Annotated in this window: 17 protein-coding genes; 12 read left to right on the forward strand and 5 right to left on the reverse strand. The window is 41.5% G+C overall.

Going from position 1 to position 23,848, the window contains the following annotated elements; translation table 11 throughout:
- Nucleotides 1-6 precede the first annotated feature (6 nt).
- The 8 genes from tssH to MORIYA_RS03245 all read left to right on the forward strand — a co-directional run bounded on the left by tssH (nt 7) and on the right by MORIYA_RS03245 (nt 9,357).
- Nucleotides 7-2,604, forward strand: a complete 2,598-nt coding sequence (gene tssH, locus MORIYA_RS03215) for a type VI secretion system ATPase TssH (RefSeq protein ID WP_112712656.1) — start codon at nt 7-9, stop codon at nt 2,602-2,604.
- 234 nt (nt 2,605-2,838) lie between these two features.
- Nucleotides 2,839-3,318 (forward strand): Hcp family type VI secretion system effector, encoded by a 480-nt coding sequence (locus MORIYA_RS03220; RefSeq protein ID WP_112712658.1) that lies wholly within the window; start codon nt 2,839-2,841, stop codon nt 3,316-3,318.
- Nucleotides 3,319-3,390: 72 nt separating this feature from the next.
- Nucleotides 3,391-5,292 (forward strand): type VI secretion system Vgr family protein, encoded by a 1,902-nt coding sequence (locus MORIYA_RS03225; RefSeq protein ID WP_112712660.1) that lies wholly within the window; start codon nt 3,391-3,393, stop codon nt 5,290-5,292.
- 39 nt (nt 5,293-5,331) lie between these two features.
- Nucleotides 5,332-5,619 carry a PAAR domain-containing protein gene (locus MORIYA_RS03230; protein ID WP_112712662.1) on the forward strand — a complete coding sequence of 96 codons (288 nt, stop codon included), beginning with the start codon at nt 5,332-5,334 and terminating at the stop codon, nt 5,617-5,619.
- Nucleotides 5,620-5,623: 4 nt separating this feature from the next.
- Nucleotides 5,624-6,748, forward strand: a complete 1,125-nt coding sequence (locus MORIYA_RS03235) for a hypothetical protein (RefSeq protein ID WP_112712664.1) — start codon at nt 5,624-5,626, stop codon at nt 6,746-6,748.
- Nucleotides 6,745-7,698 carry a hypothetical protein gene (locus MORIYA_RS03240; RefSeq protein ID WP_112712666.1) on the forward strand — a complete coding sequence of 318 codons (954 nt, stop codon included), beginning with the start codon at nt 6,745-6,747 and terminating at the stop codon, nt 7,696-7,698. The genes MORIYA_RS03235 and MORIYA_RS03240 overlap by 4 nt, the downstream gene beginning before the upstream one ends.
- Before the next feature lie 144 nt (nt 7,699-7,842).
- The gene (locus MORIYA_RS20715) at nt 7,843-8,019 is read left to right on the forward strand and encodes a hypothetical protein (protein ID WP_162629221.1); all 177 of its coding nucleotides are present in this window, start codon (nt 7,843-7,845) and stop codon (nt 8,017-8,019) included.
- A gap of 63 nt (nt 8,020-8,082) precedes the next feature.
- On the forward strand, nt 8,083-9,357 hold the full coding sequence (locus MORIYA_RS03245; RefSeq protein ID WP_112712668.1) for a DEAD/DEAH box helicase: 1,275 nt from the start codon (nt 8,083-8,085) through the stop codon (nt 9,355-9,357).
- 140 nt (nt 9,358-9,497) lie between these two features.
- On the opposite strand, the gene MORIYA_RS03250 is transcribed toward MORIYA_RS03245, so the two are convergent.
- From MORIYA_RS03250 to MORIYA_RS03270, 5 genes are all read right to left on the reverse strand, one after another.
- Nucleotides 9,498-11,066: a glycogen synthase gene (locus tag MORIYA_RS03250; RefSeq protein WP_112712670.1), complete on the reverse strand. Its 1,569-nt coding sequence runs from the start codon at nt 11,064-11,066 to the stop codon at nt 9,498-9,500.
- A gap of 153 nt (nt 11,067-11,219) precedes the next feature.
- Nucleotides 11,220-12,536 carry a glucose-1-phosphate adenylyltransferase gene (glgC, locus tag MORIYA_RS03255; RefSeq protein WP_112712672.1) on the reverse strand — a complete coding sequence of 439 codons (1,317 nt, stop codon included), beginning with the start codon at nt 12,534-12,536 and terminating at the stop codon, nt 11,220-11,222.
- A gap of 162 nt (nt 12,537-12,698) precedes the next feature.
- A complete protein-coding gene (locus MORIYA_RS03260) occupies nt 12,699-15,197 on the reverse strand; it encodes a glycogen/starch/alpha-glucan phosphorylase (RefSeq protein WP_112712674.1) in 2,499 nt (832 codons plus the stop codon).
- A gap of 83 nt (nt 15,198-15,280) precedes the next feature.
- Nucleotides 15,281-17,530 (reverse strand): 1,4-alpha-glucan branching protein GlgB, encoded by a 2,250-nt coding sequence (gene glgB, locus MORIYA_RS03265; RefSeq protein ID WP_112712676.1) that lies wholly within the window; start codon nt 17,528-17,530, stop codon nt 15,281-15,283.
- A gap of 33 nt (nt 17,531-17,563) precedes the next feature.
- Nucleotides 17,564-17,884: an isoamylase early set domain-containing protein gene (locus MORIYA_RS03270; protein ID WP_112712678.1), complete on the reverse strand. Its 321-nt coding sequence runs from the start codon at nt 17,882-17,884 to the stop codon at nt 17,564-17,566.
- Between the two features lie 555 nt (nt 17,885-18,439).
- On the opposite strand from MORIYA_RS03270, the gene nirB reads away from it, so the two are divergent.
- The 4 genes from nirB (at nt 18,440) to MORIYA_RS03290 (ending at nt 23,815) form a co-directional block, all read left to right on the forward strand.
- Complete coding sequence (gene nirB / locus MORIYA_RS03275; RefSeq protein ID WP_112712680.1) at nt 18,440-21,001, forward strand: nitrite reductase large subunit NirB; 2,562 nt, start codon at nt 18,440-18,442, stop codon at nt 20,999-21,001.
- Entirely contained in the window at nt 20,998-21,324 is a 327-nt protein-coding gene (gene nirD / locus MORIYA_RS03280; protein WP_112712682.1) for a nitrite reductase small subunit NirD, read from the forward strand. Before nirB ends, nirD begins: the two co-directional genes overlap by 4 nt.
- Before the next feature lie 109 nt (nt 21,325-21,433).
- On the forward strand, nt 21,434-22,288 hold the full coding sequence (locus MORIYA_RS03285; protein WP_112712684.1) for a formate/nitrite transporter family protein: 855 nt from the start codon (nt 21,434-21,436) through the stop codon (nt 22,286-22,288).
- Between the two features lie 216 nt (nt 22,289-22,504).
- Nucleotides 22,505-23,815 (forward strand): DEAD/DEAH box helicase, encoded by a 1,311-nt coding sequence (locus MORIYA_RS03290; protein ID WP_112712685.1) that lies wholly within the window; start codon nt 22,505-22,507, stop codon nt 23,813-23,815.
- Nucleotides 23,816-23,848 lie beyond the last annotated feature (33 nt).

Consider the following 23,848-nt stretch of genomic DNA (forward strand, 5'->3'; position numbering starts at 1 on the left):
TTTTACATGTCAACGATGTCGTTAAAACACCTAGTGGACAAACTGAACCAAAATGGTAAAAAGGCACTAGAGGGTGCTGCGGGGCTTTGTCACTCACGCAGTCAGTTTACGGTTGAAATAGAACACTGGTTATTACAGCTAGTAGAAAACAAACAAGATGATATAGCGATAATCTGTCAGCTGCAGGGCATCGATGTACAAGTACTAATCAATGAACTTAATTTATCATTAGAGCGACAAAAAACCGGCAATAGTGCAGCGCCGAGTCTGTCTCCGCATATCATCAACTTATTAAGACAAAGCTGGTTAAATACCACCATTGAGTTTGACGAACAACAGATCCGCTCCGGTATTATTCTTTATACACTCCTAAGTGATGACAGCATCAACGCGATGTTGTCTCGCCATATTCGCCAGTTTGAGCGACTATCAGCTAATTTAATTCGCGATAACTGGTCTATTATTACCGAAAAATCGGCAGAACAAAACGGTATTGTTGCAGTGTCTAATGCTGGTGTCGCAACCAACAGTAAAACGCCATCGTTAGACCAATTCACTGTAGATTTAACCGAAAAAGCCCGCAGTGGTAAAATGGACCCGATTTTAGGCCGTGATCCAGAAATTAGACAAATGGTCGATATTCTCACTCGACGTCGTCAAAACAACCCTATTTTAACCGGTGAAGCTGGTGTGGGTAAAACTGCCGTTGTCGAAGGACTTGCCCAACGTATCGTTGCCAAAGATGTACCAGAAAGTCTACAGCACGTGCAATTACGTGAACTTGATTTAGCGTTGCTGCAAGCTGGCGCGGGTATGAAAGGTGAATTTGAAAACCGCCTAAAAGCAGTATTAAATGAAGTAAAACAATCAGCAACCCCTATTATTTTATTCATTGACGAAGCTCATACCATGATTGGTGCTGGTGGCGCGGCAGGGCAAAACGATGCAGCTAACATCCTCAAACCTGCGCTTGCTCGCGGAGAGTTACGTACTATTGCCGCAACAACATGGGCTGAATATAAAAAGTATTTTGAAAAAGATCCGGCATTAACCCGCCGTTTCCAAGTGGTTAAAATTGAAGAACCTTCTGTGGCCACTGCGGTGATTATGTTGCGTGGTATTTTACCTGTGATGGAACAACACCACGATGTTGTGATTACCGCTGATGCCCTGCAAGCCGCCGTTGCCTTATCTAAACGTTATATAAACGGTCGTCAATTACCAGACAAAGCAGTGGCACTATTGGATACCGCTTGCGCTCGTGTTGCTATCAGTCAAGCCGCAACACCGGGCTTAGTTGAAGATTTACAACGTAAAAAAACGCAGCTTGAAGCTGAGATCAAATTGCTTGAGCGTGAACAACTGTCTGGCGAAGATCATGGTGATGTCATTACCGCATTACAAAGCGATCTTGTTGGTGTTGAAGATAACTTGGTTGTTGAGCTGCAAGCGTGGAAAAAACAATTGGAATTAGTACAAGCTATTCAACAGCAAATTGCCGACATTCATGAGCATGGTGCAGAGCAAGATAAATATACTCGACTTACTGCGTTAAAAGCAGAATTACACGAAGCTAAAAATACCATGGTGTACTGGCAAGTTGATGAGCAAGTTATTTGTGAAGTGATCTCGGACTGGACGGGTATTCCCCTCGGTAAAATGGCGCAAGACGAACTCGAAACTGTGCTTAATTTAAGTGCTGAGATGAAGACTCGTGTTATCGGTCAAGACCATGCCATTGATTTGATCGCTCGGACGGTACAGATCTCTCGTGCCCAGTTAAGTGACGAAAGTAAACCCAATGGTATTTTCATGCTAACGGGTCCAAGTGGTGTCGGTAAAACTGAAACGGCGTTAACACTTGCCGAGCAGGTTTATGGCAGTGAAGAAAATATCATCACCATTAATATGTCTGAATACAAAGAAGAGCATAAGGTTTCTCTGTTGCTCGGTTCTCCTCCTGGTTATGTTGGTTTTGGTGAAGGCGGCGTATTGACTGAAGCGGTTCGTCGTAACCCTTACAGTGTCGTATTACTCGATGAAATTGATAAAGCGGCACCTGGTGTGCAAGATATTTTTTATCAAATCTTTGATAAAGGCTGTGTTAAAGACGGCGAAGGGCGCGATATTGATTTCAAAAATACCATTATCATCATGACATCTAACGTCGGTAGCGACACGATCACTGCATTATTTGCCGATCCCGATACTGCTCCAGCGTTAGACAGTTTGGCTGATTGTATTAAAGGCGATCTCATGGCGGCCTTTAAACCCGCATTTTTGGGTCGTGCCAACATAATTCCGTTTGTGCCGCTAACAGATGACATGTTAAGCACCATTGCCCAGTTACAAATAAACCGTTTGGCTGCGCGTATTCGTCGTAATCACAATGCCGAGTTTATCGTTGATAATGAAGTGATTACTCAAATAGTCAGTCGATGTCATGACGTGGCATCAGGTGCGCGTACCATTCACAATTATTTGCAAAACACGCTATTACCGGAAATATCAGTGCAAGTGTTACAAGCGATGACGCAGCAGACTGAATTTAGTCAAATTAACGTTACTACGAATGAAGATAACTTCATTATTACGCTGAATTAGACAGAAAAGTATGAGATAAAAACCATTCTAAATTCGCTGGTAATACATACTTCAAAAGCTTGTGTTAAAGGGAGATTATTAAGATAATTTAATCAGCTTCTACAGCGGGTATTTGTTTATTTATTAAGGTGTTAAATGAACAGGTTGGTAACCAAAAATAAATTTCACAGATGGTTTTATTGACAAAACCATCACCATAGCAAGCTTATTTAAGCAATTTTAAAGGATTATAAAATGCAAGCAAATACGTATTTAGATTATGAAGGTATTGTTGGTGAATCTACGGCTAAAGAATTCCCAGATCTAATCACAGTATTATCATTAGACTTTGGTACAAGCCGTGTATTAAGTTCTTATACTGGTACAGCGCAAGACCGTGAAGCAAGCTCTGCAAAGCTTAATGATGTAACAATTACTAAGCTACAAGATAAAGCTTCACCTGATCTTTTCAAAGAATCTACGATCGGTAAAGGTAAAAGTGCTGTTTTCCACATCACTAAGCAAGGCGAAGGAATTGAAGAGATCATGAAAATTGAACTTACAAATGCCATGATCAGCAGTTACCAAGTTTCAGTTCAAGGCGATCGCCCACTAGAAACTATCACCATTAGTTATACAGAAATGATGATGACAGTAACGCCTACTGATGACTTAAACAATGTACAAGCTCCACTTGTCTATGGTTACAGCGGTGTGACTGGCCAACAAATGTAAGTTTGCTGGTTTCACAGTTGGGCAACTTAAACAGTTGCCCAACTGTTTTTTTTTGTTCAGTTAGGAAATAAAATGGCATCGGCTACTCAACAACATTCAATGATGAAAATCACCACACCATTGGGAGGTGACGCCTTACATATTACGGCCGTATCAATGCAAGAAAGCATATCTTCTTTGTATGAAATTCACGCTTCTGTGTATACCACAAATAGTGAGCTGGATTATCAACTGCTATTAGGTCAATCGACTACCATTGAACTTGCTGTTAAAGATTCTTCTGGTAATTACACGCGAAATTTTAATGGGCTTGTAACGAGTATTAGTTCGCAGGGCCAGGCTTATCACAAAACTGATAATGCCAATAAATACTACTGTTATACATTAATTATCTCACCGCAATTTTGGTTAGCGACGATGCGCAGTAACTGCCGTATCTTTCAAGACTTATCTGTTATTGATATTGCTTCTCAGATATTGCCTGAACATAATATTCAGTTTACTAACAAAGCTGGCACCGCGTTTAAGCCTTATGAATATTGCGTTCAGTATCATGAAACTGACTATCAATTTTTGACTCGATTGTTTGCTCAGGAAGGTATTTATTTTTACTTTAAGCAAGACGCTGGAGCCAACTCCCTTATTTTAGCTAATTCAACCACGTCTCACATGAGTTGCGCTGAAAGCCCTTTATTGCAATCGGATGAGATTATTTCTCATGCTTATATTTCCGCGTGGTCTTCACTGGCCGCTGTAAAACCCGGCAAGGTGAGCTTAAGAGCAATTAATTTTGAACAGCCCTTAACGAACATTGATGGCAGTTCCAGTAATGCAGATTTTACAGGGCAAGATAAGTTAGAACATTTTGAGTATGTTTCGGGCAATAAAAATTTAGCGGCATCAAATGCATTTGCTACAACACAGTTAGAACAATTACAGTCAAACAAAGCGATTTTTAAAGCCAGTTCGAATTACGTGACCATTGAAAGTGGCAAGATGATTGCTTTTTCTGAGCATGCGACACAAAGTCTAGTCGGACCTGAATTCCTTGTGACACGAAACCATTTTATGGCGAGTCAAGGCTCACAGCTTGATGTTAATTCGAAAAATGGTATGGAAATCCATTCTAATTTTTATTGTGTTGCGAATAGCCAAAACTATCAACCAATTGTCAATATCAAAAAGCCAATTATACGAGGCGTACAAACCGCAATTGTAACTGGTGGTGCGTCCGACGAGATATACGTAGATTCTTATGGTCGGATCAAAGTTAAATTCTATTGGGACAGACTCGGCACATCTGACGAGAAGAGTTCTTGTTGGATCCGGGTTTCACAAAATTGGGCTGGTAAAAACTGGGGCGCATTCTTTTATCCCCGCGTTGGCCAAGAGGTATTGGTTTCATTTTTAGACGGTGATGCGTCACAACCTATCGTGATCGGTTCTATTTATAATGGCGAGCAGATGCCCGCTAATGCACTGCCAGCTAACAAAACGCAAAGTGGTATACGCACTCATTCTACCACAACAGACGGCAATGCTAACTGTAATGAATTGATATTCGAAGATAAAGTCGGTAATGAATTGTTAGGATTACGCGCCGAGAAAGACCACCAATTAGTTGTAGTCAATGATCAAGTCGATACTGTTGGTAATGATAGAACGACAACGGTCACCAACAATGACACGCTGACAGTGAGTAATGATCAAATCGAAACCATCAGTAATGATCGTAAGACCAATATTGGTAATGACGATACGTTAGATGTTGGCAATATTTTTAATCTAAAAGCGGCAACCGAAATAAATCTGACCGTTGGTTCGGCTAAATTGTCGATGAAAAGTGACGGTACGATTAAATTATCGGGCGTTAATATCGAAATATCAGGCACGAATGTCAAAGTAAAAGGAACCGCGACTAACATTGAAGGTTCTATGGTCGTCGTTAAAGGCTCTGTCGTTAAAATCAATTAAATATATTGCTCGTTAATTATTATCATAAGGATATCCAATATGGGAAAACCCGCTGCAACACTGACTAGTTATCATTCTTGCCCTGCAAGTAGCGGCCCTGTTCCTCATGTTGGGGGGCCTGTGATAGTCGGCTCACCTACTGTGCTTATCGGTGGAAAACCTGCGGCAAGGTTAGGGGATAAAATGATATGTTGTGGTCCACCAGATACTATTATTATGGGGTCTGCAACGGTATTTATAAACGGTAAACCGGCTGCTCGTATGGGCGATCCTTCTGCGCATGGTGGTAAAATTGTTGTCGGAATCCCTACAGTGCTCATTGGCTAATATAATGAATATGACTTCACAAACATTGATTGCACAAATTGAAGTTTATTTCGAACAACGTCACCGTTGCTTTGATAATTGTTGGTCCACTCAATTGCAACTTAGGCAGCTGGATCAGCAAGCTGCAAATTTGTTTTATTTGCTTACGCAGCAACGAACCACTTTAAAAGTCAAGCAAAATGACATCCCATTTTGGCTAAGTTTATTATTGTCAGAAACTGTGGCCGAAATTATTCAGTTATTAGAAAACCAAAGTAAAACCACTCATTCAGACCTTATCTGTATACAGTGGTGGGCACAGCAGAATAACGGTGCAGCCCTGATCGCGGCGCTTATTAGTCTTGAAACAACACCGCCAGAACTGACAAAGCAGTTGTTATGTGTAATTGCCAGCGCTACGTCGACAATTAACGATCAATTCAATTTCCTTCACGTTAGTGATATTAAACCTTGTATCAATTTTATTAATCAGCATTTAGGTAGAGCGTCTCAAATCTGGTTTAGCCATTTTATGAACGATGAAAACATCGATGATGATAATAAAAAATTGCTCGAACTAACCTTATGTAGAGGTAATAGTGCGGCTAAACTGCCGGCACTAAACAGCACTCTGTTGGCAGACAAGTGCTTACTTAAGCAGTACGTGGTTCAGGCCGATAGCAAATTAGTCAATACTCTGATAAATGAATTATCGAAACATAATGATAATGCCAAATTTGTATTATCGATGATGGCGTTTAGTGGTTATAAGCAGTTTATTCCTTGGTTGATCCAAATGTTAACAGCCGGTTTTTTAAGTCATGCTGCTTTTGCAGCTCTGCATACCTTGTTAGGGACTGAATTTGAGCGGCAATTACCTGATGGATTAGTTGGCGAGTTCGAACCTGAATCTAAAGTGGAGTTGCTGGCGGCGTTAAAACAAACATTAACGGCTTGGTGGGAAGCGCATCGCGATGATTTTCCTGACCAGATATTAGCGGGTAAAGCGATTAATGAGTCGAATATTATATCGGTCTGGCAACAGGGCAATATTTTTCAATGCGACGTTGCCGCTTATCGTTATTGGTGCTTGAAGGTTGAGCATCGTTTAACGGATGCTCTGGGGTTTAATACGCGAGGTTTGTTATGAAATTTACTGTAACCGCTTATGCTGGCGAATTCGGTTGTGCGCCGCAATCATTTGATGCTGTGTTGTCTGGCCAAGCGCCGCGTATCGATTTAACCGAACTTGCACCATACGCACAGTTTAAATCAGCCAAACAAGTGGCGTTTACCCAATCGGCATTAGCAGATAACCGGATTGACCGTTGGCAAATATTGATTAATACGGCGCTGGAAAATTCCAACCTAATTGAATCTAGTCAGCATGCGCCGTTATTAATGGTACTGCCTTTTGTTGACGCTAAGTTTAGCGAAATGCAGACGCAACTCATTGACTCTGTAGTTGATATTTTGCCTGCGTGGACAACGCATCCCAATAATCAATATTACTTGCTGGGTAGCGCTGGTTTTTACCAAGCGCTACGCCAGGCTGATGTGTTACTCAGTGATGGCATGGAACAGGTGGTCATCGGCGCTGTAGACAGCTGGGCAACGGAGCAGGGCTTGTTGAAGTTTGTCAGCCAGTTCAGTGATTATTCCTCAGTTGTATTACCCGCTTCGGAAGGCGCTGTTTTTGTGATGCTATCACGACAGGCACAAGGCATTGAGGTATTGTCTTGTGGTATGGATGCAGTGATAGACAGGCATAGTCCAAATGGTTTAATTACACTGATTGCGGATAGTGTTGCAAAGCAAGCTGCGCCGATGCCGTATTTATCTTTGTGCCATAGTGGCGATGAAGGTTTAGATCAGGTTAGCCACAATACCCTCGCTGCTATATCAGGACTTTTCGATGCTAATACCCAGTTTTTTACGCCACAAATAACCCAAGGTGATATTGGCGCTTGTTATAGCCTGTTACATTTTTTAGTGACTTATCATCATTATAAACAGCATATCTGGCAGGGTACTAGCCTGCAGATTGATACTGCGTCATTGCCGTATGTCGGTACCGCGACGTATCGCTGGTTTGATTAAATGGATTTATCTTTATGTTGCAAGTCGGAGTATGGCGAATGCGGCAGCGGCATCTGCACCTGCACCTAGCAGTGCAGGGGGTAGCCCGTTGATTATGGCGTAGGCTGTAAGCAGGTGCATTTTATTTATCATAGGTGACATATTATGAAAAATATAATTAGAGTTGGTGTGGATTTGGCAAAAAACGTGTTTCACATTCATGCTATTGATGAGAATGAAAAAACAGTTGTGTTACTTAACCCTTGGAACGTTACGTCAAAAAAAACTCGGTCTATGCAGGGATTGAATGACATTACAGCAGGTGTAGCACGATTTAACTAACTTAACAGGGCATAAATACGCTAAAATAGCCGGCTATTATCTTATTTTGAGCTCTATATATTAATGACCACTGTAACAGCACCTGCAAACTTTACTGAACTTGGCCTTATTTCACCTTTATTAACTCGATTGACTGAGATGGAATATCTGCAGCCCACGCCAATTCAAGCACAAGCTATCCCAAGTGTATTAGCGGGACGAGACTTAATTGCAGGGGCTAATACCGGCTCGGGTAAAACAGCTGCATTTGCACTGCCACTATTGCAGCAACTACATACTGAAAAACAATTGAGTGATACCAGCAGTAAAGGTAACTATGTTACTGGACTAATTTTGGTGCCTACCCGTGAACTCGCTATACAAGTTGCTGACAGCATTAAATCTTATGCAGCACATTTAAACGGTGCAGTTAAAACGGTTGCTGTTTTTGGTGGTGTATCTGCGAATACGCAAATGCTCGCATTACGCGGTGGCACAGATATTTTGGTGGCAACGCCTGGTCGATTACTCGATTTGATTTCAAGTAATGCTATTAAGCTTGATAGAGTTAAAACCTTAGTGCTAGATGAAGCCGATCGCATGTTAAGCCTAGGCTTTACTGACGAGCTATCTGCGCTATTGGCATTAACGCCAAAGCAAAAACAAATTTTATTATTTTCAGCCACTTTTCCTGAGCAAGTTCAAACTTTAACTCAAGAATTGCTAAATGACCCTGTTGAAATTCAATTGCAAAGTGCGGATGCCAGTACCTTAGTACAGCGCGTATTTGTGGTTACTAAAGGCGAGAAAACAGCCTTGTTAGCGCATTTGATCAAACGACATGAATGGCGACAAGTGCTTATTTTTGTTAATTCTAAACACAGCTGTAATCACTTAGCGGACAAACTTGCTAAACGTGGCATTACCTCGCAAGTGTTTCATGGCGATAAAGGGCAGAGCGCTCGTATTCGTACGCTTGACGGCTTTAAAGCTGGCCAGGTTCACGTACTAATCGCAACCGATATTGCTGCACGTGGTATCGATATTGAAAAACTACCTGTCGTGATCAATTTTGACTTACCAAGAAGCCCATCAGACTACATGCACCGTATTGGTCGAAGTGGCCGTGCTGGTGAAGTTGGCTTGGCGTTATCGCTTATCGATCATGAAGATTATCATCATTTCAGCACCATCGAAAAGAAAAACAAGATCCGACTTGAGCGTGAGCAAGAAGTAGGTTTTGAAGTTGATGAAGCTGTCGAAGCATATATACCGATGGCGCCACCTGAAGGCAGCGGTAAGAAAAAACGTAAAAATAAAGCGCCTGTGAATGCTGATATCTGGTTGAATAAATCTTGATAGCAATCAGCATAAATAGATGATCACTCTTTCTGAATTAAAACCTCAATGAAAGACAAATCTATGCTTATAAAAAGTGGGTGTTGAGAAGTTAGACCCCACTTTTTATATAATCAGTTTAGTCGTGTTTATATCACTGTCTAAGCAGGTGTATATAACAACTCTAGGTACTGTTTGGTGCTTTCTTGCCAGCTAAAGCGGGCTGATTTTGCATTGTCGGCAATTTTGGCCCATGTTTTAGGCTTGTTCGCATGCAGTTTAATTGCATCGTTAAAGGCGGTAATCAAATTATCACTTTGTTCCTGCAGTGATGAACCGTTAAAGCTAAAGCCATTCTCCAAATGCTGAACGGTGTCTTTTAAACCGCCGACCGCATGCACAAGACAGGGTTGCCCGTCACGCATTGCTAGCATTTGGCTAATACCGCAAGGTTCAAATGAACTTGGCATTAAGAACAGATCGCCATGACGATATATTTGATCAGATAACGCTTGGCTATAACCGTTCAAGAATAAGAAATTGTCATGACTTGCCATTAGCTGCATGAATTCAAATTCGATTTGCGTATCACCAGAACCAAGAATGATCAGTCGACCATTCACTCGCGCAAGATCATTAAGTAATACCGACAGTACCGTTTTACCCTGATAAGGTTGACGTAACAGCAGGGCTTTTTGATCGGTTAAACGGCCAATGCTAGTCACTAAGAAGTCAGTAAATGGTGCTTGGCTATTCCAGTTGTTGATCTGTTCATTAGCCAGGTAATGTACCGTTTTTAATTGCGCAGACTGTGCTGACCAACGTTTAACCTGTTGTTGTGCTGGGACTAAAAGAGTACTGAGTGCAGGTTTTTTAGTGCGTTTCTTACTTACTGAGTCTGCATATTCGCAGCCATTTAAAATACCGACTAAGCGACCTTGCTGTTTTGCTGCTGCTAAGTCTTTTTCTAGACCTTCACCACCGAAGAAGCCATTGTTCGCATCACTGGCGTGTAATACTTCTTCTGCATATGTTGGTGATACCACATGGACTTTGTTACAAAGATTAATACCAGCACGCATCGGGTTATAACAATGGCTATAACGCGGGTCAGCAATAACACTCTGATCAAAGTTAAGGGTAGGGAACCAGTGGCGTAAACTTGACTCATCGTCTGCAATTGGGCGGATACCTTGCAGGGCAATGTTATGCACAGTGTAGACTGAGTGAATGTTTGCAAGTTCTTTATATTGCGGTGCGTATTGGTTTAGTACCGCGATTGTGGCACTGTGCCAGTCGTGTAAATGTAATACATCAGGTCGGGTTAATTCTGACTCGATTAGAAGTTGGCATACGGCAAGGCTGAATAAAGCGTATTTGGTTGCATCAGTGGCAAAAGGGCGATTACCTTCATCATGACTATAAACACTGCCGCCTTGACCAAATAGTGGATGTTGCACTACAAATTGACGGACTTTATTTGGCGTTTGAGGAAAGAACAGTTCGAACAAGGTAACTGTTTCTGTTTGGCCGGCAAACTCAACATTGACACTGGCCAGTTGACGAGACTCAAATTTTGTCGCGTATTGACCATAATCAGGGATCACAACATCAACACTTACATCATGGTGAGGTAAGGCTTTTGGTAAATCCCGAACGACGTCAGCAACGCCACCAACTTTAGCACCTGGTATCGCATCATTTTCGGCGGCTATCATTAAAACGTGCATGAATAAATTGTCCTTAAAGCAGAATATTAAAGTGGTGTTATTAGAAATCGTTGTGAAATTAAAGTTATAAAACAAAAACAGCAATAAGTCACTTAGTTAAGCGACTTATTGCTTTAGACTATTATGGATAGATCACAGTTTATCAGTTATCGCTTAAACAAGTTCTGTAGTTTGTTTAGCCGTTTTTTCGAGTGCTGTTTTTGCGTCTTTTTCTACCATTCTCTTCAGCATATCCGATGTTACCAAGGTGATACCTTTTGGCGAAACTCGGAAACCATTGGTGATATCTTGTTCTTTATCGTGACCGACGATTAAACCAGCTGGTATGACACATTTGCTGTCAACGATAGTACGACGTAATTGACAATGTTCACCGATATCGGCACCCGGTAATATTACCGACTCTTCAATGGTTGAGTATGAATGAACATGTACGCTCGAAAATAGCAGCGATTTACGGATTGTAGCACCAGAAATAATACAACCACCAGACACGGTCGAATCTACAGCCATGCCGCGACGTTCATCATTATCAAATACAAATTTAGCAGGTGGTAGTTGTTCTTGGTAAGTCCAAATAGGCCAGTTTGAATCATAAAGGTTAAGCTGTGGTTCTGGTGTCACTAATTCCATATTCGCTTCCCAGAATGAATCCAGCGTACCGACATCGCGCCAGTACGGTTGTTGATCACTATCAGGATCGCTGAATGGGAATGCAAATACTTGATGATCTTCAATGATTGCAGGAATGATGTCATTACCAAAATCACGGTCAGATGTTGAACGCATCGCATCTTTTTCTAATTGGTCGAAAAGGAATTCGGTATTAAATACATAGTTGCCCATTGATGCTAAACACTGTCCTGGTTTACCAGGGATCTCATTTGGTTGTGCCGGTTTTTCGTCGAAACGCTTAACGCGGTTATCTTGGTCTACGGTCATTACCCCAAACTGACCAGCCGCTTCTTCTGTCGGTACTTCGATACAGCATACCGTCATGTCAGCACCGTTTTCTACGTGTTTAGCAAGCAGATCACCGTAATCCATACGATATACGTGATCACCAGATAAGATCATCACGTATTTAGTTTTTTCGTCGCGGATAATATCGATGTTTTGGAATACCGCATCTGCTGTACCGGAATACCAATCGTTACCGTAGCGCTGTGATGCCGGTAAGATCTCGACAGACTCAGACAGTTCTTTTTTGAAATGTCCCCAACCACGGTTTACGTGACGAATGAGTGAGTGTGATTTGTACTGTGTTGCAATACCAACACGACGGATCCCAGAGTTAATGCAATTAGATAATGGGAAATCGATAATGCGGAATTTACCACCGAAAAATACAGCTGGTTTTGCGCGCCAATCAGTTAACTCATGTAAACGACTACCTCTGCCGCCTGCAAGAATAAGGGCATAAGTATCTTTAGTTAAGTTACTAATATAACGATGTGTATTTTTTGACATATTACTTCTCCATAAGCGTTTGTCGGAATTCGGTTAAATTATTTACCCTTGAAATAATTAATGCTTTATCAGCAAGTAAGCGCAATCAAGGGCCTAAATAAATGGGTAACATTGTTTTTATAAAACATCTGTCTTACAAATACGCTGTTATAAATAACAGCATCAAGCATTAAGTGGCGTTAGCTTCCAAATATCTTGATTGTATTCATTAATTGTTCGGTCACTTGAGAACGAGCCACTTGCTGCGGTATTCAAAATACTTAATTGTGTCCACGTTTCTTTATCTTGATAGGCGAGGGCTGCGATTTGTTGTGCTTCGCAGTAGCTCGCGAAATCGTATGCAACTAACCATTGATCATCTGGATTCAAAATAGCGTCGATTAACGGTTGGAATAAACCACCCTCAAACAAATTGAAATGTCCGCTGCGAAGTAATGCCATTACGCTGTTTAGGTTGTTGTCATTAGCAATAATGTGTGCAGGATCATAGTGTGCACGGATATCAGCTACTTGCTCGCTACGAGCGCCAAATAAGAAGAAATTATCCGCACCTACGGCATCTCTGATCTCGACATTTGCACCGTCTAACGTCCCAATAGTGGCAGCGCCATTCATCATGAATTTCATGTTGCCGGTACCCGATGCTTCTTTACCTGCCGTTGATATCTGTTCTGATAAATCCGTTGCTGCGCAGATTGTTTCCATTGCAGTGACGTTGTAATTTGGCAAGAAGGCAACGCGTAACCAAGGCTGTGCTAGCGGATCTGCATTAATTGTTGCTGCAACGTTATTGATTAATTTAATGGTTAACTTAGCAATGAAGTAACCCGGCGCCGCTTTACCGCCAATTAATACACAGCGTGGTGTCATGCCTTCGGTATCACCGCGACGAATACGATCATAAAGATGGATAACATGCAGAATATTAAGTAATTGACGTTTGTATTCGTGCATACGTTTAACTTGTACGTCAAACATCATATTAGTATCGAATTCAACACCACATGCTTGTTTTACTAAGTCGGCAAGTTGCTGTTTGTTGTGCTGCTTAACATGTTGCCATTTAACATGGAATTTGGTGTTGTCGTAATAGCGACGCAGCTTGCTTATTTCACTTAGATCACGCGTCCAATTATGACCGATTTTATCGCTAATGAGTTCACTCAGTTTGGGATTACAATGTGCTAACCAACGACGAGGCGTTACACCATTGGTTTTGTTGTTAAATTTGTTTGGCGTCAACTGATAGAAGTCATTGAATAAACCAGCGCTTAATAACTGGGTATGCAATGCCGCCACACCATTAACCGAGAAGCTACCCACAATGGCGAGGTAAGCCATGCGTACTTGTGGGTCGTCGCCTTCTTCGATAATGGATAAAGCGCGTTGCTTATCCACATCACCTGGCCAATGACATGCAACTTCCGTTAAGAATCGCGCGTTGATTTCATAAATGATCTCAAGTAGGCGAGGTAATAGATGTGCGAATAAACGTACCGACCATTTTTCTAATGCTTCTGGCAATAAGGTATGGTTGGTGTAAGCCATTGTAGATGTGGTGATCTGCCAGGCAAAGTCCCAATCCAGATCATGTTCATCGAGTAATAAACGCATTAACTCAGCAATCGCCACACTTGGGTGGGTATCGTTAAGCTGGAATACATGGTACTTAGCAAAATCAGTAAAATCACTGCCGTGTATTTTTACCCATTCAGCAATAATGTCTTGTAAGCTTGCTGACGTCAGAAAGTATTGCTGACGTAAACGTAGCTCTTTACCATTTTCACTGGCGTCATTTGGGTAAAGCACCATGGTAATTTGTTCAGCTAAGTTTTTACGAGCAACGGCTTCGGTATAACTACCGGCGTTGAATTCTCCGAGATCAAATTCGTCTGTCGCCGTTGATTTCCACAGCCGCAAGGTATTAACGATATCGTTTTGATAACCTGGAATGGGCACATCATATGGCACCGCAAGTACATCTTCGGTACCTACCCATTGGTAATGGGTGCGACCTTCTTTATCTTGATAAGTATCAACATGACCAAAAAATTTAACTCTGCGGTTATACTCAGGTGCAGCAACTTCCCACGGGTGACCATCACGTAACCAGTTATCGGGATGTTCTACTTGATGACCATTTTCAATGCTTTGATTAAACATACCGTATTCATAACGAATACCATAACCAGTGACGGGCAATGCTAAGCTAGCACAACTATCAAGGAAGCAAGCCGCGAGTCGACCGAGACCACCATTACCTAAACCGGCATCGTGTTCTGACTCGGCGATTGATTCTAATTCACAGCTGTAATGATTCAGGCCTTTACGAACACTGTCTTCTAAATCAAGGTTTAGTACTGCATTACCCAAAGCGCGGCCCATCAAGAATTCTAATGATAGATAAGCGGCACGACGAGTCGGTTGCTTCTGTTGTTGTTTCTTCGTCGCACGTAATTTTTCCATCAAGCGGTCACGGATTGTTAATGCTAGTGCGTGATATAAATACTGTGGCGATTCACCGACTTCATCGCGGCCAAGGGTATAATGGAAATGACGCTGTAAATCATCAGGCAAGGTGCTGGCATTAACCACGGGCCCATTGTTTGTCGCTAATGTGCAAACTTTATTTGCTTTAGACTTTTGTTTCTTTAATGACATATAACGTCCTTTATTATGACATTTTGGCTAACTATTTATTGAACAACAAGTATTTATGAGCAACCAAGCCGCAACTAGGTTGCCTATTTATTACTATTTGTTTTGGGTACTAAGTACACAGTTGATAACGGCGCTAGGGCGATACAAATACTTTGGGTAAAACCTTGCCATTCAACATACTCTGCGATGTAACTTGTCTGGGTTGCAAAACCACTGCCACCAAATTGCGACTCATCGGTATTAACGAGCACGTCATAGTCACTCATACTCGGGACACCAATGCGGTAATGTGACTGGCATGCTGGCGTCATATTCGATACCACGACCACATGTTCATCTTTGGCTTGGTTATAACGCAAGAAACTAAACACAGACTGTTCGGCGTTACTGGCGTCAATCCAATCGAAACCATGGTGATCAGTGTCTAACTCAAATAAGGCAGTTTGATGACAGTAGCTGTTATTTAATGCCTTGATGAGCGCTTGCACACCTTGATGCTCAGATTGCTCAAGTAAATGCCAGTCTAGCGATTGGTCATGATTCCACTCTGCACGTTGAGCAAATTCACAACCCATAAATAACAGTTTTTTACCTGGGTGTGCCCACATGAAACCGTAATAAGCACGTAAATTAGCAAATTTTTGCCAGTCATCACCGGGCATCTTCTCGAGCAGTGAACCTTTGCCGTGTACCACTTCGTCGTGACTTAGCGGTAAGATAAAGTTTTCACTAAATGCGTATGCTAATGAGAAAGTCATCTCGTGATGATGATGTTGGCGATAGAGTGGGTCACAACGCATGTATTTTAGGCTGTCGTTCATCCAGCCCATATTCCATTTGTAACCAAAACCCAGACCGCCTTGGTCAGTAAATTTGGTAACACCTGGCCAAGCGGTTGATTCTTCTGCAACCATCATGATGCCAGGGTGGTTTTTGTAGCAGCGTTGATTCACTTGTTTGAGTAATTCAATCGCCCCTAGGTTTTCTCTGCCACCATATTTGTTCGGGATCCATTCACCTTCTTTGCGGCTGTAATCGAGATACAACATAGACGCCACAGCATCAACACGCAGACCATCAATGGCAAAGTTATCAAACCAAGCCAGCGCATTTGAAATTAAAAAGCTTTGTACTTCAGCGCGATCATAATTAAAGATGTGGGTTTTCCAATCTGGGTGGAAACCTTGGCGCTTATCTGCGTGTTCAAACAGGTGTGAACCATCAAACTGCGCTAAACCATGGGCATCTGCAGGAAAGTGTCCAGGCACCCAATCAATTAATAAGCCGATGTTGGCTTCGTGGCAGGCGTCTACAAAGAATTGGAAATCAGCCAAGCTACCAAAACGACTGGTTGGTGCGAATAAACCAACGGGCTGATAACCCCACGAACCATCAAATGGAAATTCACTGATTGGCATTAACTGAATATGGGTAAAACCAAGTTCTTTGACATAAGGCACCAGCTGTTCAGACATGGCTTTATAGCTTAAGAACTGGTTGTTCTCATCACGTTTCCACGAACCTGCATGCACTTCATAGATACTAATTGGTGCATTAATCGCATTGCGTTCTGCACGCTGCGACCACGCTTGTGCAGGAGATTGTTGCCATACTGCAGATTGTGCTTTGGTTGGTACACATGACGCAGTCTGCGGTGGTAGCTGCATTGATGATGCGAACGGATCCGCTTTTTCTAAACGCTCACCATCTGCGGTAATAATGCTAAATTTATAATTGTTATCGTGTTCAGAGTCTGCGATATCAGCAATAAATATTTCCCAAATACCGGCAGCTGGGTGCTTACGCATCGGATGACGTGTTGTATTCCAATGGTTACAGTCACCAATTAAGCTTACTGACGTGGCGTTAGGAGCCCAAACTGTAAATCGTACGCCTTCAACATTGTCTGTGATTGTCCAATGTGCACCTAGATGACGTTGTGCTTGCTCTAACGTACCTTCGCTAAATAAGTAAATGGCGTTGGCATCAAGTGTCGATGAGAATTTATAAGGGTCTTGCTCGACAACAGTTGCAAATGGATAGGCGATCGTTAATTGATAATCTGCATTGTATTGCTTGGTTGTTAGGCTAAGGACAAACAGATCACTGGTACCGATACGTTGATAACGCAACTGCTGGTTTTTGTCTTGATAAAAAACTTGCTGTGCACCGGGGATGAATACTTTGAGTTGGTATTCATCTTCACTCACTTGGTGTGGACCTAAAAAAGCAAACGGGTCATAGAGTTTACCTTGGTTAAGGGCTTCTATTTCTTGGTTAAAGCGATCTTCAAAACGAGTCGCTATTGCTGGTGTAGTTGAAATGTCACTCATTATCCATCCTGGATTAAATGTATTGTTAGCTATTTATGCAGTACGTAATGTAGATACAACGCTGTTATCAGTACCGAAAGAATTGGGTAAGTATAAGTCTGCTTTATGATCGTTATGCCACTCGTTACTGTTAATTAAGTAGCGGAAATGAAATTGTTTATTTTCTGGTAAACGAACCTTAGTGCGAAAGACTTTATCTTTTTTGATGTATTTCATTGGTAAGGCCTGCCAATCATTAAAATCAGCAAACAACTCAACGGTATCGTCACTCATTAACGCGTTATTCGTGTCGCAGGCGAATTCAAACGTGATATCGGCTTCGGCTTTAGTTTTAAAAAAACGCTTTTTTAACATTGTATCATCCTTGTTATATGTCGTAGCTCTAATAACTTAAGCCAAGTTTCGTTTACGTACCAAAATTTAGAATTGCTATCTAAATGGGTATTTACATGTAGGTATTGTCATCGGTATTTGAGCTGGTTTAAAGTTGTTAAAAGATGCTTTGCGATCGGCTTCACACTTGGTATCTTTCATTCATAACGGATGTTCGTTTCTGATGTATGGGCAACCATTTTTATTTATACTAATTTAAAATTAACCAATTAGTAGTATTAATTATCTGGACAGATGAGTTGAGGGCCATTTACCTTAAAGTGTAACAAAATAACAAAACACATTAACCACCTTATTGAGGGTATATAATTGTGTATTTTGTTGTTTTAAAATTACATAAATGGCCATATTTAGCCAGTTACTTGCTTTTAAAGTCCACATGTCGTTATTAAATGACGTTCAGCTTCACACTTTTGATCTCCGTCACATTACCTCGCCAACAACATTGATCTACATCATCATTATCTCCTAAGTAATACCTCAAAATACCTACATAATAAATATATAGGAATAATTATGAGCAAAGTCAGACTGGTTATTATTGGTAACGGTATGGTTGGCCACCGTTACATTGAAGACTTAGTAGAAAAATCTGCAATTGAAGATTTTGATGTAACCGTTTTTTGTGAAGAACCCCGTGTTGCCTACGATCGTGTCCACCTCTCTTCTTATTTCTCTCACCATACTGCTGATGAATTATCATTAGTAAAAGAAGGTTTCTACGAAAAGAACAATATTAATGTATTGATTGGTGAACGTGCTATTAATATTAACCGTTCACAAAAAATAATTTATTCAAACACTGGTCGTGAAATTAAATACGACAAGTTGATTATGGCGACAGGTTCAAAACCTTGGGTGCCATCAATTAAAGGTAACGAAAGTAAAGACTGTTTTGTTTACCGTACCATTGAAGATTTAAAAGCCATTGAAGCAACAGCTAAACGCAGTAAAAGCGGCGTTGTTATCGGCGGCGGTTTATTAGGACTTGAAGCTGCTGGCGCATTAAAAGCGTTAGGTGTGCAAACACATGTAATTGAGTTCTCGCCAGTGTTAATGGCAGAACAGCTAGACCGTGAAGGCGGCGAGCAACTACGTAAGAAAATCGAAAAGCTGGGTGTGCAAGTGCATACCAGTAAAAACACCTTAGAAATTGTAGCTGAAGGTAAAACTGCACGTAACACCATGAAGTTTGCCGATGGTACTGAACTTGAAGTTGATTTCATCGTTTTCTCAACGGGTATTCGCCCTCAAGACAAACTGGCACATCAATCGGGTCTAGCAACGGGTCGTCGTGGTGGTATCACCATTAATGACCATTGTATTACCAGCGACAATGATATTTATGCAATCGGTGAGTGTGCGTCTTGGAATGAACAATTCTTTGGTCTCGTTGCACCAGGTTATAAAATGGCCCAAGTTGCGGTTGACCATTTGTTAGGTAACGACAACGCATTTGAAGGCGCAGACATGAGCGCTAAGCTGAAACTGCTTGGTGTAAAAGTCGGTAGTATCGGTGATGCTAACGGCCGTACGCCGGGCTGTAAGAGCTATGTATACCTGAATGAAACAGAAGAAGTATACAAACGTATTATTGTTTCAGAAGACGGCAAGAAATTACTGGGTGCAGTATTAATCGGCGATACATCGGATTACGGTAGTCTATTACAATTTAAATTAAACAACATGGATTTACCTGAACATCCAGATAGCTTGATCTTACCTGCACATGCGGGTGGCGATAAACCAGCGATGGGTGTGGATTCATTACCAGAGTCTGCAGTTCTGTGTTCTTGTTTTGATGTAACCAAAGGCAAAATTGCTGCTGCAGTTGCTGATGGTCATACAACCATGGCGGAAATCAAAGCGGTAACGAAAGCGGGTACTGGTTGTGGTGGTTGTGTTCCACTTATTACTCAAGTACTGAATTCAGAATTGGCTAAATCTGGCATCGAAGTGAAAAATCACTTATGTAGTCATTTTGAATATTCCCGCCAAGAGCTATTCCACCTTATTCGTATCGAAGGCATTAAAACTTTTGAAGCGCTATTAAGCAAATACGGTAAAGGTTACGGCTGTGAATTCTGTAAACCAATCGTTGCTTCAATCTTATCGTCTTGCTGGGGTGACCATGTATTAAGTCGTGACAATGTTGGCCTGCAAGATACCCATGATAACTTCCTTGGTAACATGCAAAAAGACGGTACTTATTCAGTGATCCCACGTATGGCGGGTGGTGAGGTCACACCACAAGCATTAGCGGTATTAGCTGAAGTTGCTGCTGAGTATAACCTGTATACCAAGATCACTGGCGCACAGCGTATCGGTTTATTCGGTGCCCATAAAGGTGATTTACCAACAATTTGGAAAAAACTGATTGCCGGTGGTTATGAAACGGGGCAAGCGTATGCAAAAGCACTGCGTATGGCAAAAACGTGTGTAGGCAATACTTGGTGTCGCTTTGGTGTGCAAGACAGTGTTGCTCTAGGTGTGTTACTTGAAAACCGATATAAAGGTATTCGTACGCCGCACAAAATGAAGTTTGGTGTATCCGGTTGTACCCGTGAATGTGCCGAAGCACAGGGTAAAGATTTAGGTATTATCGCAACAGACGCTGGTTGGAATATGTATGTGTGTGGTAACGGCGGTATGAAGCCGCGTCACGCTGACTTACTCGCATCAGATTTAGATGAAGCAACATTGCTTAAATATATCGACCGTTTCTTAATGTTCTATGTGCGCACAGCAGACAAGTTACAACGTACGTCGGTATGGATGGAAAATTTAGACGGCGGTGTAGATTACCTACGTGAAGTTATTGTAAACGACAAGCTAGGTATTAACGAACAACTCGAAACAGACATTAATAAACTGATTAATGAGTTCCAATGTGAATGGTCTGAAGTAGTCGAAAGTGAAGAACAGCAAAAACGTTTCGCTCACTTTATTAATAGCGATGAGCAAGACAGCAATGTGCGTTTTGTCAGTGCGCGTGAGCAACATCGTCCTGCATCAATCGAAGAAAAAGCTGATACCAATACCGATACCTATATCATCACAGTGGAGGAACACGCATGAGTAAATGGATTAACGTTTGCCAACTAAACGATATCAACCCAAAGACTGGTGTATGTGCACTGGTTAATGGTAAGCAAGTTGCGATCTTCCGCCCACGTGACAACAATGAGTTGTTTGCTATCGACAATATGGACCCGTTTGCGAAATCAAATGTGCTTTCACGCGGTATTATTTGTGAACATGATGAGCAACTGTGGGTAGCAAGCCCGCTGAAAAAACAACGCTTCAACTTAGTAACGGGTCAGTGTTTAGAAAATGATCTGGTATCACTCGCGACATATAAAGTACGGGTGAACAAAGATGCTGTTGAGATTAATGCTTAAGCCACTTAGCTATAATAAAAGCAAAATTAGATAGTTCAAGGGTTCTAGCCACCCAAAGGCTAGAGCCCTTTCCTATACAATTTTAACTTTAAATAATTTGGAAACCTATATGTCTGATTTAAAACCTGCCGAACTTGTTCAAACTATGATTGATGTTGGTGAAGCTAAAGTACGTACGGGCACTCGAGACCTTATTTTACGTGGTACTATGGCTGGTATTATTCTTTCTCTAGCCGTTGTTGTTGCGATAACCGCTATCGTACAAACAGGGGTTGGTATTGTCGGTGCTTTAGTCTTCCCTGTTGGTTTTTGTATTCTGAGTTTAATGGGATATGATCTGTTAACGGGTGTTTTTGGTCTTGCACCACTGGCTAAATTTGAAAACCGTAAAGGTATTACTTGGGGGCGAATTCTGCGTTGCTGGGGTTATGTCGGCCTGGGTAACTTGATCGGTTCGCTAATTGTTGCTTTCCTTGTTGCACTTATATTCACTATGAATTTCAGCGTTGAAGCGGGCGCGGTAGGGCAAAAATTCATTGGTGCTACACTTGCACGTACAGTGGGTTATGCTGAACATGGTTTTGATGGTTGGATTACTGTATTCGTTAAAGGTATTCTTTGTAATCTGATGGTTTGTTTAGGTGTTATTGGTAATATGACATCTCGCACAGTTGCTGGCAAAATTGCGGCAATGTGGTTGCCAATTTTTATCTTTTTCGCATTAGTATTTGAGCATGCTGTTGTTAATATGTTCTTATTCCCACTCGGTATGCTGTTAGGCGCTGACGTTAGCATTGCAACTTGGTTAAACTGGAATCTTATTCCAACAATTCTAGGTAACCTAGTTGGTGGTCTGCTATTCACGTGTGTTCCTCTGTATTTAACACACGCAAAAACGGCTCCAGCACTAAATCAAGAAACTGAAAAAACGACTGCACCCGCAGGTAACACAACTAAAGTATAATTGTTTTATACTAGGTTCATTTTATCATCTGTGCTTATAATTTTAAATTTAACTAGCGCATTAAATTATAGCCAACTGCATGTACGGTTGGCTTTTTATACGTAACATGCCTTCCTCGCCCCTAAAATCATTGCTTTACTGACTTTATCTGCAAACTTGTAAGACTTCTGCTAAACTGCGCGGCATATCGTTTTTGTTGTGTTTAGTAAGGTCATTATGGGTTTTTCTGCTTTAAATCTGAATCAAAAATTAATTAACACTGTTACCAAGTTAGGCTATGAAACGCCGACACCAATTCAAGCTCAGGCTATTCCAGCAATTCTGGAAGGGCGTGACATCATGGGTGGTGCACAGACTGGTACAGGTAAAACTGCCGCGTTTGCATTGCCCATTATTCACCTATTAACAGCCCACAAGTTAATGGCCCAAGAGTTAACCGCTAACGCAACAGAACCAACAGCTAAAAAACAAATCCGTGCTTTAATATTAACGCCAACGCGTGAATTATCACAGCAAGTACATAAAAGTTTTGTTAAGTATAGCGAAGACAGCGAACTAACGGCTGAACTTGTTTACGGTGGTGTTAGCATTAACCCACAAGTAAAAGCACTTGCACAAGGTGCTGACATTTTAGTCGCAACACCGGGTCGTTTATTGGATCTATTAGATCGTGAAACGCTAACACTTGAGTTTGTTGAAAAGATTGTATTCGATGAAGCTGACCGTATGCTCGATATGGGCTTTATGGAAGAAATTCGTCGTATCTTAAAACACTTACCGAAAAAACGTCAAACTATGTTGTTCTCGGCAACATTCGATGATGCGATTTTTAAACTAAGCAAGAGCTTGTTAAACGATCCATTATTAGTAGAAGTAGATACCCGTAATGCTGCGGCTGACCAAGTTGAACAGATTATTTATGCTGTTGATAACGATCGTAAACGTGAATTAACGTCTTACCTAATCGGTTCTCGCAACTGGCATCAAGTTCTTATCTTTACGCGTACCAAGCAGGGCGCAGATAGCCTAGCAAAAGAAATGTGTAAAGATGGTATTAAGACAATCGCAGTACACGGTGATAAATCGCAGGGCGCACGTGAACGTGGTCTTGAAGACTTCAAAAATGGTAAAGTTCGCGCATTAGTGGCGACAGATGTTGCAGCACGTGGTCTAGATATCGAACAGCTTAAGCATGTAATCAACTTTGAACTACCGTTTAAAGCAGAAGACTACATTCACCGTATTGGTCGTACCGGTCGTGCTGGTTTATCTGGTACTGCTACATCATTAGTAAGCATTGGTGAAAACTGGTTATTAGAAGAAATCGAAACACTGCTTGATACCCGTTTAGTGGCGCAATGGTTACCGGGTTATGAACCTGATCTAAGCAAACCTGTTGATGATGGTCGTGGTAAAGGCGGCGGTAAAAGTAATGGTCGTACAGATGACAAACGCCGTGCCAAGAATCGTTCTTACGGCAAGAAAACCAATAACCGCGCGAAAAAAGAGTCAAAACCAAGTCGTTAATTTGGCTTAGTTCGGTTAAGTAAATAAGTTCAT

The sequence above is a fragment of the Moritella yayanosii genome (assembly GCF_900465055.1).
Classification (GTDB): domain Bacteria; phylum Pseudomonadota; class Gammaproteobacteria; order Enterobacterales; family Moritellaceae; genus Moritella; species Moritella yayanosii.

Excerpts from the sequence above, each read along its gene's own strand:
- tssH (WP_112712656.1), top strand. The coding sequence starts at position 7 with ATGTCAACGATGTCGTTAAAACACCTAGTGGACAAACTGAACCAAAAT.
- MORIYA_RS03220 (WP_112712658.1), top strand. The coding sequence starts at position 2,839 with ATGCAAGCAAATACGTATTTAGATTATGAAGGTATTGTTGGTGAATCT.
- MORIYA_RS03225 (WP_112712660.1), top strand. The coding sequence starts at position 3,391 with ATGGCATCGGCTACTCAACAACATTCAATGATGAAAATCACCACACCA.
- MORIYA_RS03230 (WP_112712662.1), top strand. The coding sequence starts at position 5,332 with ATGGGAAAACCCGCTGCAACACTGACTAGTTATCATTCTTGCCCTGCA.
- MORIYA_RS03235 (WP_112712664.1), top strand. The coding sequence starts at position 5,624 with ATGAATATGACTTCACAAACATTGATTGCACAAATTGAAGTTTATTTC.
- MORIYA_RS03240 (WP_112712666.1), top strand. The coding sequence starts at position 6,745 with ATGAAATTTACTGTAACCGCTTATGCTGGCGAATTCGGTTGTGCGCCG.
- MORIYA_RS20715 (WP_162629221.1), top strand. The coding sequence starts at position 7,843 with ATGAAAAATATAATTAGAGTTGGTGTGGATTTGGCAAAAAACGTGTTT.
- MORIYA_RS03245 (WP_112712668.1), top strand. The coding sequence starts at position 8,083 with ATGACCACTGTAACAGCACCTGCAAACTTTACTGAACTTGGCCTTATT.
- MORIYA_RS03250 (WP_112712670.1), bottom strand. The coding sequence starts at position 11,066 with ATGCACGTTTTAATGATAGCCGCCGAAAATGATGCGATACCAGGTGCT.
- glgC (WP_112712672.1), bottom strand. The coding sequence starts at position 12,536 with ATGTCAAAAAATACACATCGTTATATTAGTAACTTAACTAAAGATACT.
- MORIYA_RS03260 (WP_112712674.1), bottom strand. The coding sequence starts at position 15,197 with ATGTCATTAAAGAAACAAAAGTCTAAAGCAAATAAAGTTTGCACATTA.
- glgB (WP_112712676.1), bottom strand. The coding sequence starts at position 17,530 with ATGAGTGACATTTCAACTACACCAGCAATAGCGACTCGTTTTGAAGAT.
- MORIYA_RS03270 (WP_112712678.1), bottom strand. The coding sequence starts at position 17,884 with ATGTTAAAAAAGCGTTTTTTTAAAACTAAAGCCGAAGCCGATATCACG.
- nirB (WP_112712680.1), top strand. The coding sequence starts at position 18,440 with ATGAGCAAAGTCAGACTGGTTATTATTGGTAACGGTATGGTTGGCCAC.
- nirD (WP_112712682.1), top strand. The coding sequence starts at position 20,998 with ATGAGTAAATGGATTAACGTTTGCCAACTAAACGATATCAACCCAAAG.
- MORIYA_RS03285 (WP_112712684.1), top strand. The coding sequence starts at position 21,434 with ATGTCTGATTTAAAACCTGCCGAACTTGTTCAAACTATGATTGATGTT.
- MORIYA_RS03290 (WP_112712685.1), top strand. The coding sequence starts at position 22,505 with ATGGGTTTTTCTGCTTTAAATCTGAATCAAAAATTAATTAACACTGTT.